Consider the following 13,973-nt stretch of genomic DNA (forward strand, 5'->3'; position numbering starts at 1 on the left):
CACCTGAGGGCCGCACCCGGTCGACGTCGGGGTTCAGACGACCCGTGCGCCCTTGGCGTTCTTGCCCTTGGTACCGGGATCGTCGTAGTGCAGCAGGAACTGCGGACGCAACCGACTGCCGTCGAGCGCGCTGTGCAGGTGCTTCTCGGCCGTACGTACCCGTGCGATCAGGTCGTCGTAACCCGTGTCGGGGTGCGCGACCACGGTGATCCGCAACAGCTCGCGTTTGCGGTCGTCGAGTGCTTTGGCCTTCGCGGACACGATCTCGGGAGCGGCCTGCAGTTCGGCGGCCACCGCGTCGGCCAGCCGGGAGGGGTTCAGAGTCAGGCTGCCGCTGCTGTCACTTCCCGCCAACTCGATGTCACCGACCTTGCGGGGACGGATGTTCAGCGACAGCAACCACGCACCGAGCAGCAGGCTCACCACGAGGACCCCGACCAACGCCCAGCCCCACCAGTTCTGGTCGCCGGCACGAGCGAACCAGCCCTGGTCGATGCGTTCCAGGTGGTCGTGCACCCACGGGGTATGCGTGGTCCAGGTGATCGCGGCGCCGCCGACGACGATGCAGATCACGGCGACGAGCAACGCGAAGAATCGGTTGACCGTGGCGGGGAGCGCGTTCACGAGGCACCTCCAGGGTTCGGATCGGTGGTCGGCGTGTGGTTCGCGGGCGGTGTGCTGACCCGAGTTCTCACCACCACTCTCAGCGAGCGCCCGGTGTGGGCGAGTGCGTCGTCGACCGCGTCGCGCACCCGGGCCGGTAGACCCGGGTCGTCGTCGGTGGCACCGACGCTGACCTTCGCCTTGTTGCGTTTGACGAGGGTGGACGCCGTCTCGACACCGTCGACACCGCGCGCGGCGGCGCTGGCCCTGCGCGCCAGATCCACCCGTCGGGTCCAGATGGTGTTGGCGTAGACCTGCACGTGGGTGGTGCGACGCGGTTTGACCGCGACCCAGAGAACTCCGAGCCCGACGATCACCAGCGCGACCGCGGGCACCCACATCCAGCTCTGCCAGGTGAGCCGCGAGAACCAACCGAACGCGTTCGCCAGCCACCCCGAGCCGTCGACCCAGCCCGCCTTGACGATGAGGTCGCGCAGGGCGATGGCGGCCAGGGCGAGGAGTGCGACTCCGGACAGCAGTCCGAGGTACACCGAACCCGGATTGGCCGAGGGTGGCTTGATCTTCTTCAGGTGATCGGCGCTCGGGGTCGCGTCGGGGGTCCGCCGATCTACCGAAGTGGTCTCCTGCGCGGGCTCTGCACTCGCCGTCTGTTGTGTCACAACACCCTCCTCTCGGTCGGTCGATCGTCCTCGGTGATCACCGCGGACACGGTGACGTCGACCCGTTGGGCAACCATGCCGGTCAGTCGGTGCAACTCGGCGGCGACCGCGGTGCGGACGCCGTGGGCCACCCTGGTGATCGGCGACGGCCAGGTCACCGCGATCTGCACCCCGATCACCGGCAGCGGATCGGACAGGTCCACGTCGACCTTCGGGTAGTCACCCGCGCCGATGAAGCCGAGGGCGCCGTGATGGGCGACGACCCCGTCGACGGTCAGCGCCGCGCGGCGGGCGATCTGCTCGCCCACCCGGTTCTTGATGGTCAGTGAGCCGGGACCACCCGTCGACGGGTTGGTGTCGGTGGTGTCGCCCGCCGAGGCAGGTCCGGCGAGCGTGCTCGCGCTAGCCACGGTTCCGACTCTTCAGGAGGCCGGCGAGGTCGATGGCCCCGTCGCGTTGCAGGCCGAGGACGAGGCCGACGGCGCCGAGCACGATGGCCAGGATGAACCCGCCGAATCCACCGGTGGTGGCGGCGATGGCGAGCAGCAGCCCGACGAGCAGTCCGATGGTTGCGTTGTTGATGGTCATGGGTACCTCGATGAGAGATCGGATGGATGAGGGTGACGGCCGGTGAACCGGACGGCTCTACAGGTCGACGTAACGCTTCGCCCCGGGGCATCCGCGGGGCAGTTTCGCCCGCAAGGTGCGGACGCGGATCGCCGCCCGCCTGCGCAGCGCACGCGGCCGTGCACCGGGGACGGCTTGTCCGCCGACCGACGCGAGGCGATCGAGTTCGCGTCGCAACGTGGCGGGGTCACCGCCGACATCCGGGTGATTGGCCCGGATGACGGCGCGACGCGCGGCCCGTAGGTCGCGGTCGGCGGGATCGGATGTCGGGGACACGGGTGTCAACCGGCCGGTGCGTCGATGTCCTCGACCACGACGGTCACCGGCTTGCCGAGTGCCTGTTCGGCCGCGGTGCGCACTGCCTCCGCGGTGGTCAACACGCTGCGGTGCAGGTCCACCACGATGTGGACCTCGCCGCCGTCCTCGTCGAACCGGACACCCGCGACGCGGCGCCCGGTCAGGTAGGTCGCGACCTCGCCGAAGCGGCCTCCGGACAACCCGGTGACGCCCGGCACCGACGTGACCGCTGCGACGAGCGCGTCGGCGGTGGCCCCGCGCCCGTCCCCGTCGGGCCCGGACCTGACGTGCGACGTCGTGTCCGGAGGCGAGGCGACCGGGAGGTCCGCGGCGGCGTTCACTGGACGCGAGGCTCGGCCGGTGCGGAGTCGTCGTCGTCCTCGGCGAGGTGTACGTCGTGCACGGTCACGTTGACCTCGGTGACCTCGAGTCCGGTCATGTCGCCGATGGCGTTGATGACGTTCGACCGGATCGCCGCGGCGAGTTGGTGGATGGCGACGCCGTAGTCGGCGACGAGACCGATGTCGACCGCGGCCTGCTTCTCTCCGACCTCGACGGTGACGCCCTGGGTCACGTTGGTCCCGGTACCGGGGATGACGTCGCGGACCTTGCCGACCATCCGGGATGCGCTGCCCCCGAGGTCGTACACACCGTCGATCTCGCGGGTGGCGATGCCGGCGATCTTGGCCACGACGGTGTCGGCGATGGAGGTGCGACCGTGCTCGTTGACCAACTCCGAAGACGAGTCGGCGGTGGTGCTCTTGGTCAGATCCTTGGATGCGCCGGCGGTGGTGGTGCCGGTGCGGCTGGTGGTGGATGAGGTTGTCACTGTGCACTCCTTTGTGATCACTGTTGACGTCCCGGTCGGGCGTGTACCCGATTCCAGTGTTCCCGGGGCGGTGTACTGGTGTAGTCGGAACGGACGGCGGAGTTGCACGCCCGACATGTGGTGATCCGCACCACATCGGTGGCCGGGGAGGTCGAGCAGCGTGACGAACAGGGCGCATCGCGACGACGGGCGGGTGAGTGCGCGCACCGACGAGTCGTTGGCGCGGGCCGCGGCTCTCGGGGATCGTGTCGCCTTCGACGAATTGGTGCGCCGCACCATGCCGTCACTGCTGGGATACACCCGACGCATGGTCGCCGACCGTCAGGCGGCCGAGGACGCCGCGCAGGAAACCCTCATCGCCGCGTGGAAGGGTCTGCCGCGCTTCGGCTTCCGGAGTTCCTTCCGGACCTGGGTGTTCGGCATCGCGCATCGCAAGATCGTCGACCAGCGACGTCGGCACGTGGAGTACACCGGCCACGACGACGCCTTCGACATGCTGGAAGCGGAGGCCCCGGGCCCGGGGGAGGTGGCGGAGGGGGCGTCGATGCTGATGGCTCTGCGGTACGAGCTCGCGCAGCTGCCGCCGGTGACCCGTGCCGTCTGGTGGTTGCGGGAGATGGAAGATCTGTCGCATCCGGAGATAGCGCACATTCTCGACATCTCGCCGGGCTCGGTCCGCGGGCGGCTCCAGCGGGCCCGTCGCGAGCTCGCCGAACGGATGGAGCCATGGCGGCCCGTCGGTGGGTCGGACGGGCGGGGGGCCGGACGAACGGGGTCACACGAGCGGGGACGGGCGGGCGGGCCGGCGACGAGGGGTGGTCGGGCAGAGGCCGCGGACCGTCGGACAGGAGGGCAACCATGACGAGCGAGCGCCAAGGGGCCGATCAGGTCGCCGCCGACGACATCCCCGGCGAGGACTGGATCCGCGAGGCGTCGCGCGAACTGCGACCGTCGGCGCGTGACGCGGACAGAGTGTCGGACCGGGTGATCGCCGCCGCGCGGAGGTTGTCGCAGTCGCGCCGGTTGTTGATCACCGATCGGCCCGGTGTCGAGGTCTCGAGTGTGGTGCTGAACCAGTTGTTGTTCGCGGCGACGCGTGCGCACACCGACCGTGAGTTGGACGACGTTCAGATCGGTGTGGGCCCGCGGGGCGTCGAGTGGATCCGTCTCGGGGTCATCGGTCGGTACTCCGACGACCTCCAGGCGCTCGCCGACCAGATCCGTGCGCAGGTCGTCTCCGTGGTCGAGGCGGCCCTGGGACCCGACACGGCACGCGGACTCGCCGACGCCGTCGACGTCGACTGGACCGATCTCCAGACCTGAGCGCGGAGGACCTGGGACGTCGCGGACCGACACCGTCCTCATCCCACGGCCACCGATCGACTCGATTAGGCTGCAGACCGCGTCTCCGCCAGAGGGATAGTGCAGCCGAGTCGAGAGGTGTTCGATGTCGCGACGGTCACACCGTACGGACAGGTCCGCGCTGACCGTGATGATGCCGGCGCGCAACGCCGCCGCGACGGTGGCGCGAGCGGTCACGTCGACGCTGCGGGCCCTCCCCGACAACGGGACCCTGCTCGTGCTCGACGACGCCAGCACCGACGAGACCCCGGAGATCGTCCGCCGGATCGCCCGCCGCGACGGTCGGGTGGGCCTGCTCGGCGGTGGTGACACGGCGCTGGGGATCCCTGCCGCGTCGAATGCGTTGCTCGACGAGTCGAACACCCCGCTGGTCGCCCGGATGGATTCCGACGACATCACGCTGCCGGGGCGTTTCACCCGACAGCTCAGAGCGATCGAGCACGCCGACTTCACGTTCTGCCACACCATCTTCTACGGACCCGAGCGCTGGCGGTTGGAGCCGGTCCCGGTGTTCGCGGCCAACGCCGAATCGTCCCGTTACGAACTCCTGGTGCACGACCCCTTCTTCCACTCGGCGTTCCTGGGGCGTCGCGAGGTGGTCGACGAGATGGGTGGATACCGCGATGTCCCGTCAGAGGACTGGGACCTGTTCATGCGTCTCGCCGCCGCCGGCGGTTCACTGACCCGCTCGGCCATCCCGGGGATCGTCTACCGCAGACACGCCACGCAGATCACCAGGGTGCCGGAGTGGAAAGCCGCGGTGGTCAACAGCAAGCAGATGGCCGAGGCGCACGACACGCTCTGCCACACCGTGTTCGGCGAATCGACGGGGGCCTTCCGAGCCCTGGCCGGCCAGGGCGCGACGTTGGACGAGGTCCGCAGGGGTGAGGAGGTCATCGGCCGGGTGGAGGCGGAGGCGAGCAAGTTCCCGCTGCAGGAACGACTGTCGCTGCGGATCACCACACACGGGGTCCGGTTGCGACTGCACCGGCGCTACGAGGAACTGCTGGCCGAGGCCGCTTAGTCCGCGTCACCCGGTCCGATGTGCCTCAACGTACGTCGACGACCTTGTCTGAGCGGTCGCCGTCGCCGTACCACGCGATGAAGTCGCGCACCCCGTAGGCGTGCAGGCGCCGGAGCGATGTGTGCACCACCGCCTTGGTCTGCAGACCGATACCCGACGATCCCACGCGCTCGCGGACCCGCCGCTGCAGCACCGAGTCATCGTCCACGTCGTCCATCTTGGTTCGGGGAAAGCCGCCGCTCTCGAGGTACATGTCGGCGTCGATGGCCATGTTGTTGCCGACGACGGCGAAGCTGCGGCGTTCCTCGGGCGGGTTGTTGCGCGTCTTGTACCACTCAAGCGCGTGGCCCACATGCCAGAACAGGCCGATGCCGTTGAACGCAACGCTTGTCAGACCTTCGTCGTGACGGGCGCGGACACGGCCCCCGACGAGACGTTTGCCCTTGTACAGCCCGGACACCAGTTCATCGAGCCAGGTGTCGGTGGGGATGGAGTCGGCGTCCGTCCGGGCGATGATCTTGGCACCGGCATCGATCGCGAATCGGGCGCCGGTGTCGGCGGCGCAACCGCTGCCCTTCTCGGTCTCGGTGATCAGATCGACCGTCAGGTCGGGATGTTCGGCCATGTAGGAGCGGACGATGTCGGCGGTGCCGTCGGTGCTGTTGTTGTCGACCACCACCACCCGGTACCCGCCGAGGAGTTCGCGCTGCACCAGCGAGTCGAACTTCTGTGTGCGCAGGCCCTCGAGGGTGTCGGTGATGAACTTTTCCTCGTTGTAGACCGGGATGATGACAGCGATCGATGGTGTCCTCTGATCAGTCATGCCCCCAGTACAACACGGTGGCGCACACTCGGCGCGATGGCGGACGACGACGAATCGTCGTTCGGGCGACCCGCATTCGGTGATGTGATGTGCGTCAATCCCGGACGCGGAGCTCGTCCTCGTTGACCGGATCCGACGCCACCTGCCCGCGACGACCGAACAGCAGCGGATAGGCCACCCCCGCGATCGCCGCACCGACCAGCGGGGCCAGCCAGAACACCCACAGCTGGGCGGGGGCGCCGTTGCCGTTGAAGAACGCGACCCCGGTCGAGCGGGCCGGGTTCACCGAGGTGTTCGAGATCGGGATGGAGATCAGATGGATCAGCGTGAGACACAGGCCGATGGCCAGTCCGGCGAACCCGTGCGGCGCCCGTTCCTCGGTCGCGCCGAGGATCACGAACAGGAACACCGCGGTCAGCACGATCTCGGCGACGATGACGGCCCACAGACTGTAGCCGCCCGGCGAGTGCGCACCGTAACCGTTGGCAGCCATGTTCCCGGTGGCGTCGAAACCGCTCTTACCCTTGGCGACGATCCAGATGACGAGTCCGCCGATCAATCCGCCGATCACCTGAGCCACCCAGTACGGCAGCAGGTAGCGCCACTCGACGCGCTTCGCGAGCGCGGCTCCCAGGGTGACGGCTGGGTTGAAATGTCCCCCCGAGATGACACCGAAGGCGTACACGCCGGTCAGGACGGTGAGCCCGAAGGCCAGCGCGACGCCGAGGAAGCCGATGTTGACCGCGGGTTTGCCGGCGTCGGAGGCGAAGCCGGCCGCGAACACCGCGGCTCCACAACCTCCCAACACCAGCCAGAAAGTGCCGATGGTCTCGGCGGCGAGTCGATGGAGCATGGTCGGTGGCGTCATGGCTCACGTCCTGGGCAAGTGGTCCGGGATGGGACGAACGCGTATCAGCATTTCAGACGTCGGGGCGCGATGGTGGCGCGTTGCACAGACGTGGTCGCGTAGACATGGATCCGTGATCAGCAAGGTTGACCTGGACGATGACGACCTCCGTGCGCATCCCGACCGCTATCCCGGCACCCCGGTCCCCGCCGACGGCGTGCTCGACGGTGCCGCCTTCGTCCCGATGACCGCAGACGGCGTGTTCGCCGAGTTTCCCGGCCGACATGCCGTGCTCGCGGTCGGGTCCAATGCCTGTGCGGCGGTGATCCGACGCAAGTTGTCGGGCGTGGGCACCCCGGTCGGTTTCGTCCGGTGTGTGGTCGATGGGGTCGCGGCGGGTTTCAGCGCGCATCGCAGCGTTGCCGGATTCGTGCCGGCCGCGCCGTTCGCCGACCCGGCGGTTCGCGCCGAGGTGGTCGTCAACCTCGTCGACGACGAACAACTGGCCTGTCTCGATGCGACCGAGCCCAACTATGTGCGTGATTCGGTGGAGTTGAGTCTGGGGTCGCGGACCACGCGGGTCCACCGGTATCGCTCACGGTGGGGGGTCATCGCCGCACCGGGACAGCGACCGATTCCGCTGTGCGATCAGCCCGCACTGGAAGGACTGCTGAGAGGGCACGTGACGGGCGAGCCGCTGTCGGCGGCGCTGGCGACCGAGGGCTGGGCACGATCGGACGGATTGGGAGGGGCGGATCTCGAGGTCCGAGCACACCCGGCCGAATGACCCCGCCGCAGAAGTGTGACCCCGAAGCCCTGGGGCGTGGGCTCCGGGGTCACGCGAAGTCGTTCGGCGCCGATCAGCTGCCGGATGGGTTCACCGCGAGAAGTCCGGTCAGTTCGGTGGCATGAGGACGGTGTCCACCAGGTAGACCGTGGCGTTCTGCGTCCTGATCCCGCCGCACACGACCGTGGATGCGCCGTTGACCTGCAGATTCTCGCCGACCCTGGTGACCGTGAGGGTGCTGCCCTCGATCGTCGGGTGTGTCCTCGCGACGGCACCGGGCGCCACCTGTCCCTGCACCACGTGGTAGCCCAGCACCTTGTTCAACAGTGCGCTGTCCGACCGCAGCGCTGCCGCCTTCTCCGGTGACAACGCCGCGAAGGCTGCGTCGGTGGGAGCGAACACGGTGTGCTGTCCGATTCCGAGTAGCCCCACGAAGTCGACACCGGGGTTCATCGAACCGGTGATCACGGAGTTCAACGTGGTCAGCATCGGGTTGTGCGATACCGCGGTGGTCACCGGGTCCTCCGCCATCGACTCGAGCGAGGCGGGACCGCTCGGGTTCGCGACCGCATAGTCCGCGCACCCGGCGCCCACCAACGCCGACGACCTGGCCGACGGGCTCGGCGACGGGTAGGTCGTGATCTCCGGGGTTGGTGACCCGCCCGAACACCCGACCGTGATCGCACACGCCACCGGGAGTCCGAACACACCGGTCCACCACCGGCGGGACCGTCCGGAATGCCGACCGTCGATGTCCATGCTGGCGTGTCCTTCTCCTCGACTCCCCCGGCGTGCTCACCTGGGTTTCGTCGGCCGGGACCGACCGGATGGGTGATCGCGGTCGCACCCGCGTGGCCGGGGCATCCGAGTCGCGTTCGGCGTCGAATAGGTGATGCGTCGAGGCGACGGACGACCGGTGGACGGTCCGGCGACCCGACGACGAGAACCGGCACCCGAGCGCGAGTGGACCGGGGTGGATGACGTCGGGGCGAGCGGAGGTGTGCTGATGGCCGGATACGTGACCGTACGCCGGGTGGCCCGTGACGGCACGCCGCCCGGTTTCCACGTGCGGGTACACCGTCACCGAGGAGTGGTTCGGACGACGACGACGCTGGGATACTGTTTCGTCTGTGACGGACCAATCCACGATGGGTGGACTGGAGTTGGCGGACCTGGTCGCGCGCGTGGCGAGGCAGGACCGCGCTGCGTTCGCGGCCCTGTACGACGCCACCAGCGGTCGGGTCTACGGACTGATTTTGCGAGTCCTCCGGGATCCCGGATATGCCGAGGAGACCTTGCAGGAGGTCTACCTGCAGGTATGGCAGAACGCAGTGAATTATCGGCGCGAATCCGGGTCGGTGATCTCGTGGATGATGACGATCGGCCATCGTCGGGCGGTCGACCGGGTGCGTGCCGAGGAGGCAGCCAGTCGCCGGGGCACCGAGTACACGGTGGGCAACGCGATGACGGTCAGCGACGAGGTGGTCGACTCCGTCGTGACCCGCGAGGATCGTCGGGAGGTGATCGAGTGCTTGGGCACTCTCACCGACACGCAGCGCGAGAGCATCGAGATGTCCTATTACCAGGGGCTGACGTATCGCGAGGTCGCCGAACGACTCGAAGCCGCGTTGCCGACGGTCAAGTCCCGGATACGCGACGGTTTGCGTCGACTGCGGAACTGCCTGGAGTCCGCTCATGAACTCTGACGGCGGCTTCCGCCGGGACGCACACCCGGACGAGGCCCACCTGGCCGATCAGGTGGAGCTCTACGCCATCGATGCCCTGGACGCGGGGGAGGCGGCGACCTTCGAGGCCGCGTTGCGCCGGCTGCCCGCGGAACGACGCGCGTACTTCGTCGCCGAGATCGCCGAGACCCGCGAGGTGGTCGCCCGGATGGCCGCCGGTGAGTCGGTGGCGCCCGGTGAACTGACCAGGCGTCGGGTGTTCGCTGTCATCGACGCCTACGAGCAGGAAGCAGTGCCTGCCGCCGACCCGGATGTGTCCCCTTCCGGTGCCGTCCGATCGGTCGCGACATCCGCAGGCGCCCCGACGTCGCTCGACGCGCGGCGCAGGCGCAGCCGGCGGCTGTTGGCCGTCGCGGGTTCGATCGCCGCGGCCGTGGCCCTGGTGTTCGGCGGCGTGGTCATCGGTCGCAGCACGACGGACCAGGGCACGACCCAGGTCGCGCAGAGCGCATCCGAACAGCGGATGCAGCAGATCCTCGCCGAACCCGACGGCACCGTGACGCGGTCGGCCATCACCGGTGCGCAGGGCACGGTGATGGTGGCGTCGTCGCGCAAGCTGAATGCGGCGGCGATCATGCTCGCCTCCGCAGCACCGCCGACCGACCACACCTATCAGCTGTGGTTGCTGCCCGCTCAGGGCAGCCCACGGTCGGCGGGCATGGTCACCGGCGCGGCAGGCGGATCGGCGATGATGGTCGACGATCTCGGTGACGCCCGGCAGGTCGGGATGACCGTGGAACCGCGAGGTGGATCACGTTTGCCGACGACTGAGGTCATCGCCTCCGTGGATCTGTGACCCTGCGGCGCGTGTTATCTTCACTGCCAGTTCGTGACGGTGCCCGAGATTGTTCGCTCACAGGCGATCAGGCCACCTCCTCCCTGCCCACAGGCAGGTGCGCATTCGGCGGGATGTAGCCGTCGGCATCGAGGCCGATGGCGGTTCAGCGCGTACCGCGCGATGACGGATGTCGTCGCGGCGGACACGAGAACAGGTGAGAGATGAGCGTCGGAGTTGTCCGTGAGACGGCTGCCGGGGAACGTCGCGTGGCGTTGGTCCCGAAGGTCGTCGCACAGTTGGTGTCCAAGGGCGTCGAGGTGGTGGTGGAGTCGGGTGCGGGTCTGGCCGCGCTGATTCCCGACGATCTCTACGCCGAGGCGGGCGCGACCATCGGCGATCCGTTGTCCGCCGACGTGGTGGTCCAGGTCAACCCGCCCACGGACGACGAGATCGCGAAGCTGAGGTCCGGGCAGACGCTCATCGGCTTCCTCGCCCCGCGCAACGCCGACAACCAGATCGGCGCGCTGAAATCCGCCGGGGTCCAGGCGTTCGCCGTCGAGGCCATCCCGCGGATCTCCCGCGCACAGGCCATGGACGCACTCAGCTCGCAGGCGAACGTCGCCGGGTACAAGGCCGTCGTCGTCGCCGCCGACCGGGCGACCCGGTTCTTCCCGATGCTGACCACGGCCGCCGGGACGGTGAAGCCCGCGACCGTGTTGGTCCTCGGGGTGGGAGTGGCCGGCCTACAGGCGCTGGCCACCGCCAAACGCCTCGGCGCACGCACCACCGGGTACGACGTGCGGCCGGAGGTCGCCGAGCAGGTCCGCTCGGTCGGTGGTCAGTGGCTCGACCTCGGCATCGACGCGGCGGGCGAGGGCGGTTACGCCCGCGAGCTCACCGACGACGAGCGGGCGCAACAGCAACAGGCGCTGGAGAACGCGATCAAGGGATTCGACGTGGTCATCACCACCGCGCTGGTCCCGGGCCGTCCGGCGCCGCGGTTGGTGACCGCGGCCGCGGTGGAGGGGATGAAACCCGGATCGGTGGTCGTCGACCTGGCCGGTGAGACGGGGGGCAACTGCGAGCTGACCGAACCCGGTCAGGACGTGGTGAAACACGACGTGATGATCTGCAGCCCGCTGAACCTCCCCGCGACGATGCCCGAACACGCGTCGGAGCTGTACTCCAAGAATCTGTATGCCCTGATCGATCTGATGCTCACGGAAGGCGGCCGGATCGAGCCAGACTTCGCCGACGAGGTGCTCGCGGCGGCCTGTGTGACGCGTGAGCACGAGAAAGCCGAGGCCTGATGTACACCGGTCTGCTGGCGAACATCGCCATCCTGATCCTCGCCGGATTCGTGGGGTTCGCGGTCATCTCCAAGGTGCCCAACACCCTGCACACCCCGCTGATGTCGGGCACCAACGCCATCCACGGAATCGTGGTGCTCGGTGCGCTGACCGTGCTCGGCACCCTGCCCGACGACGCCTCCTGGGGTGTTCGGATCATCGCCTTCGTGGCGCTGATCTTCGGCACCCTGAACGTCGTCGGCGGCTTCCTGGTCACCGACCGCATGCTGGGCATGTTCAAGGGCAAGAAGCCCGACGCCAAGGCAACTGACGCGAGCGGAGTCGACAAGTGACCTACCTCGTCGACATCCTCTACATCGCGGCATTCGCACTCTTCATCTACGGACTGTCCGGGCTGACCGGCCCGAAGACCGCGGTCCGCGGCAACTGGATCGCCGCCGTCGGCATGCTCATCGCCGTCATCGCCACCCTGATCCGCGTCCGCGACACCGGCTACGTGAACTGGATCCTGATCGGTGCCGGCCTGCTCATCGGTGTGGTGCTCGGCGTGCCACCGGCCAAACGCACCAAGATGACCGCGATGCCGCAGCTGGTCGCCTTGTTCAACGGGGTCGGCGGTGGCACCGTCGCACTGATCGCCTGGGCAGAGTTCATCGAGACCGACGGGTTCTCCCACTTCACCCACGGTGAGGAGCCGACCATCCCGGTGGTCATCGGGTCGCTGTTCGCGGCGGTCATCGGTTCGGTGTCGTTCTGGGGATCGTTGGTGGCGTTCCTCAAGCTGCAGGAGCTGCTGAACAAGAACGTCGAGAAGGTGTTCGTCAAGAACGCCCGGATCTTCCAGTTGTCGAACGTGGTGCTGCTGGTGCTGGCCGTCGCGTTCGCCGTGTACATCGGCATCCGCGCCACGCCCGGTGAGGGTTCGTCGGTGTGGTGGATCGTCGGGGTGCTCGTCGCGGCCGGCGTGATGGGTCTCTTCGTGGTGTTCCCCATCGGCGGTGCGGACATGCCCGTGGTCATCTCACTGCTGAACGCGCTCACCGGACTGTCGGCCGCGGCCGCCGGTCTGGCGTTGGACAACACCGCGATGATCGTCGCGGGCATGATCGTCGGTGCGTCGGGTTCGATCCTGACCAACCTGATGGCCGTCGCCATGAACCGGTCCATCCCGGCGATCGTGTTCGGCTCCTTCGGCGGTGGTGGCGCCGCCGCGGGTGGCCCGGAGTCCAGCGGTGGCACGGTGAAGGCCACGTCCGCCGCCGATGCCGCGATCCAGATGGCATACGCGAACCGGGTGATCGTGGTCCCCGGTTACGGGCTGGCCGTCGCCCAGGCGCAGCACGCGGTGAAGGACATGGCATCCATCCTGGAGAGCAAGGGTGTCGAGGTGGCCTACGCGATCCACCCGGTGGCCGGCCGGATGCCCGGACACATGAACGTGTTGCTGGCCGAGGCGGACGTCCCGTACGACGCGATGAAGGAGATGGACGACGTCAACGGCGAATTCGCGCGCACCGACGTGACGCTGGTGATCGGCGCGAACGACGTCACCAACCCGGCCGCGCGCAACGACCCGAGTTCACCGATCCACGGCATGCCCATCCTCAACGTGGACCAGTCCAAGTCGACGATCGTGCTCAAGCGGTCCATGTCGTCGGGTTACGCAGGCATCGACAACCCGCTGTTCACCGCAGACACCACCTCGATGTTGTTCGGTGACGCCAAGAAGTCCGTCGGTGAGGTCATCGAGGAGCTCAAGGCGCTGTAGCGACTCCGCTCACGGTGGTCCGACGATGAAACGGAAACCGGTGACGGTGTTGTTTTGCGGCTTCGCGTCGCGTTGCGCGGTCCGGGCGGTCACCGTCACCTGACCGATCAGGATGCGACCGATGATGCTCCGGGTGGCGACGGTCTGCGAGCTGCCTGCGCGCAGTTCCGGGATGATGAAGAAGTCCGACGCGGTCGGCGGTATCGACGTCACGGTGACCGCGGTGTCGGTAGCGGTCGCCGCACCCCGGTTGCTGACGGTGATCGCGAAAGGCAGCGAGGTCGGATAATTCCGAGGGCCCAGTACCGGAAGGGTCACCGACACGTCGGGCAGCGCGGGCGCGGCGTGCGCCGCAGCGGTCGCTGCCGTGCACACCGCTGAGGTCACCAGCGCCGTGACCACAGCCCGGGCCGTCATCGTCATTCGCATGGAGAAGATGTAGCAGGTCCGCGCACCGTCCGCCTCGTCTACGGTCACACCGTCACCCGTCCGT

20 protein-coding genes are annotated in these 13,973 nt (G+C 68.3%); 9 read left to right on the forward strand and 11 right to left on the reverse strand.

Annotation, left to right across the window (positions count from 1 at the left end):
• Positions 1 to 33 precede the first annotated feature (33 nt).
• From BW971_RS19470 to BW971_RS19500, 7 genes are read right to left on the reverse strand one after another with little or no spacing between them, the layout of a single operon-like run.
• On the reverse strand, positions 34 to 624 hold the full coding sequence (locus BW971_RS19470; protein WP_076482745.1) for a hypothetical protein: 591 nt from the start codon (positions 622 to 624) through the stop codon (positions 34 to 36).
• Positions 621 to 1,283, reverse strand: a complete 663-nt coding sequence (locus tag BW971_RS19475) for a DUF6286 domain-containing protein (protein WP_083710441.1) — start codon at positions 1,281 to 1,283, stop codon at positions 621 to 623. The genes BW971_RS19470 and BW971_RS19475 overlap by 4 nt, the downstream gene beginning before the upstream one ends.
• Positions 1,280 to 1,693: an Asp23/Gls24 family envelope stress response protein gene (locus BW971_RS19480; protein ID WP_076482746.1), complete on the reverse strand. Its 414-nt coding sequence runs from the start codon at positions 1,691 to 1,693 to the stop codon at positions 1,280 to 1,282. Before BW971_RS19480 ends, BW971_RS19475 begins: the two co-directional genes overlap by 4 nt.
• On the reverse strand, positions 1,686 to 1,871 hold the full coding sequence (locus BW971_RS19485; RefSeq protein ID WP_076482747.1) for a DUF2273 domain-containing protein: 186 nt from the start codon (positions 1,869 to 1,871) through the stop codon (positions 1,686 to 1,688). Before BW971_RS19485 ends, BW971_RS19480 begins: the two co-directional genes overlap by 8 nt.
• 57 nt (positions 1,872 to 1,928) lie before the next feature.
• On the reverse strand, positions 1,929 to 2,186 hold the full coding sequence (locus BW971_RS19490) for a hypothetical protein (RefSeq protein WP_076482748.1): 258 nt from the start codon (positions 2,184 to 2,186) through the stop codon (positions 1,929 to 1,931).
• Between the two features lie 5 nt (positions 2,187 to 2,191).
• The gene (locus BW971_RS19495; protein ID WP_234974508.1) at positions 2,192 to 2,548 is read right to left on the reverse strand and encodes a hypothetical protein; all 357 of its coding nucleotides are present in this window, start codon (positions 2,546 to 2,548) and stop codon (positions 2,192 to 2,194) included.
• Positions 2,545 to 3,036 (reverse strand): Asp23/Gls24 family envelope stress response protein, encoded by a 492-nt coding sequence (locus tag BW971_RS19500; RefSeq protein ID WP_076482807.1) that lies wholly within the window; start codon positions 3,034 to 3,036, stop codon positions 2,545 to 2,547. The genes BW971_RS19495 and BW971_RS19500 overlap by 4 nt, the downstream gene beginning before the upstream one ends.
• Before the next feature lie 160 nt (positions 3,037 to 3,196).
• Here BW971_RS19500 and BW971_RS19505 point away from each other — a divergent pair, with 160 nt between their 5' ends.
• The 3 genes from BW971_RS19505 to BW971_RS19515 all read left to right on the forward strand — a co-directional run bounded on the left by BW971_RS19505 (position 3,197) and on the right by BW971_RS19515 (position 5,422).
• Entirely contained in the window at positions 3,197 to 3,898 is a 702-nt protein-coding gene (locus BW971_RS19505) for an RNA polymerase sigma factor (protein ID WP_234974509.1), read from the forward strand.
• The gene (locus tag BW971_RS19510) at positions 3,895 to 4,359 is read left to right on the forward strand and encodes a hypothetical protein (protein WP_076482750.1); all 465 of its coding nucleotides are present in this window, start codon (positions 3,895 to 3,897) and stop codon (positions 4,357 to 4,359) included. Before BW971_RS19505 ends, BW971_RS19510 begins: the two co-directional genes overlap by 4 nt.
• 124 nt (positions 4,360 to 4,483) lie before the next feature.
• A complete protein-coding gene (locus BW971_RS19515) occupies positions 4,484 to 5,422 on the forward strand; it encodes a glycosyltransferase family 2 protein (RefSeq protein ID WP_083710444.1) in 939 nt (312 codons plus the stop codon).
• A gap of 25 nt (positions 5,423 to 5,447) precedes the next feature.
• Here BW971_RS19515 and BW971_RS19520 read toward each other — a convergent pair whose 3' ends face one another.
• Positions 5,448 to 6,245 (reverse strand): glycosyltransferase family 2 protein, encoded by a 798-nt coding sequence (locus BW971_RS19520; RefSeq protein WP_076482752.1) that lies wholly within the window; start codon positions 6,243 to 6,245, stop codon positions 5,448 to 5,450.
• A 94-nt stretch (positions 6,246 to 6,339) separates the two neighbouring features.
• Complete coding sequence (gene aqpZ / locus BW971_RS19525; protein ID WP_076482753.1) at positions 6,340 to 7,113, reverse strand: aquaporin Z; 774 nt, start codon at positions 7,111 to 7,113, stop codon at positions 6,340 to 6,342.
• Between the two features lie 112 nt (positions 7,114 to 7,225).
• On the opposite strand from aqpZ, the gene BW971_RS19530 reads away from it, so the two are divergent.
• On the forward strand, positions 7,226 to 7,879 hold the full coding sequence (locus tag BW971_RS19530; protein ID WP_143690485.1) for a hypothetical protein: 654 nt from the start codon (positions 7,226 to 7,228) through the stop codon (positions 7,877 to 7,879).
• Positions 7,880 to 7,987: 108 nt separating this feature from the next.
• Here the strand turns inward: BW971_RS19530 and BW971_RS19535 are convergent, their stop codons facing one another.
• Positions 7,988 to 8,638 (reverse strand): fasciclin domain-containing protein, encoded by a 651-nt coding sequence (locus tag BW971_RS19535; protein ID WP_076482754.1) that lies wholly within the window; start codon positions 8,636 to 8,638, stop codon positions 7,988 to 7,990.
• Between the two features lie 389 nt (positions 8,639 to 9,027).
• On the opposite strand from BW971_RS19535, the gene sigK reads away from it, so the two are divergent.
• From sigK to BW971_RS19560, 5 genes are all read left to right on the forward strand, one after another.
• Entirely contained in the window at positions 9,028 to 9,585 is a 558-nt protein-coding gene (gene sigK / locus BW971_RS19540) for an ECF RNA polymerase sigma factor SigK (protein WP_076482809.1), read from the forward strand.
• Positions 9,575 to 10,420, forward strand: coding sequence for an anti-sigma factor (locus tag BW971_RS19545; RefSeq protein ID WP_076482755.1), 846 nt, complete (start codon positions 9,575 to 9,577; stop codon positions 10,418 to 10,420). Before sigK ends, BW971_RS19545 begins: the two co-directional genes overlap by 11 nt.
• 203 nt (positions 10,421 to 10,623) lie before the next feature.
• Positions 10,624 to 11,712, forward strand: a complete 1,089-nt coding sequence (locus BW971_RS19550) for a Re/Si-specific NAD(P)(+) transhydrogenase subunit alpha (protein ID WP_076482756.1) — start codon at positions 10,624 to 10,626, stop codon at positions 11,710 to 11,712.
• Positions 11,712 to 12,044 (forward strand): NAD(P) transhydrogenase subunit alpha part 2, encoded by a 333-nt coding sequence (locus tag BW971_RS19555; protein ID WP_076482757.1) that lies wholly within the window; start codon positions 11,712 to 11,714, stop codon positions 12,042 to 12,044. The genes BW971_RS19550 and BW971_RS19555 overlap by 1 nt, the downstream gene beginning before the upstream one ends.
• Positions 12,041 to 13,480, forward strand: coding sequence for an NAD(P)(+) transhydrogenase (Re/Si-specific) subunit beta (locus BW971_RS19560; protein ID WP_076482758.1), 1,440 nt, complete (start codon positions 12,041 to 12,043; stop codon positions 13,478 to 13,480). The genes BW971_RS19555 and BW971_RS19560 overlap by 4 nt, the downstream gene beginning before the upstream one ends.
• Positions 13,481 to 13,489: 9 nt before the next feature.
• Here BW971_RS19560 and BW971_RS19565 read toward each other — a convergent pair whose 3' ends face one another.
• Positions 13,490 to 13,957, reverse strand: coding sequence for a CARDB domain-containing protein (locus BW971_RS19565; protein ID WP_076482759.1), 468 nt, complete (start codon positions 13,955 to 13,957; stop codon positions 13,490 to 13,492).
• Positions 13,958 to 13,973 lie beyond the last annotated feature (16 nt).

This window comes from Williamsia sterculiae (assembly GCF_900156495.1).
GTDB classification, from domain to species: domain Bacteria; phylum Actinomycetota; class Actinomycetes; order Mycobacteriales; family Mycobacteriaceae; genus Williamsia_B; species Williamsia_B sterculiae.

Excerpts from the sequence above, each read along its gene's own strand:
- sigK (WP_076482809.1), top strand. The coding sequence starts at position 9,028 with ATGGGTGGACTGGAGTTGGCGGACCTGGTCGCGCGCGTGGCGAGGCAG.
- BW971_RS19535 (WP_076482754.1), bottom strand. The coding sequence starts at position 8,638 with ATGGACATCGACGGTCGGCATTCCGGACGGTCCCGCCGGTGGTGGACC.
- BW971_RS19550 (WP_076482756.1), top strand. The coding sequence starts at position 10,624 with ATGAGCGTCGGAGTTGTCCGTGAGACGGCTGCCGGGGAACGTCGCGTG.
- BW971_RS19520 (WP_076482752.1), bottom strand. The coding sequence starts at position 6,245 with ATGACTGATCAGAGGACACCATCGATCGCTGTCATCATCCCGGTCTAC.
- aqpZ (WP_076482753.1), bottom strand. The coding sequence starts at position 7,113 with ATGACGCCACCGACCATGCTCCATCGACTCGCCGCCGAGACCATCGGC.
- BW971_RS19515 (WP_083710444.1), top strand. The coding sequence starts at position 4,484 with ATGTCGCGACGGTCACACCGTACGGACAGGTCCGCGCTGACCGTGATG.
- BW971_RS19485 (WP_076482747.1), bottom strand. The coding sequence starts at position 1,871 with ATGACCATCAACAACGCAACCATCGGACTGCTCGTCGGGCTGCTGCTC.
- BW971_RS19555 (WP_076482757.1), top strand. The coding sequence starts at position 11,712 with ATGTACACCGGTCTGCTGGCGAACATCGCCATCCTGATCCTCGCCGGA.
- BW971_RS19510 (WP_076482750.1), top strand. The coding sequence starts at position 3,895 with ATGACGAGCGAGCGCCAAGGGGCCGATCAGGTCGCCGCCGACGACATC.
- BW971_RS19545 (WP_076482755.1), top strand. The coding sequence starts at position 9,575 with ATGAACTCTGACGGCGGCTTCCGCCGGGACGCACACCCGGACGAGGCC.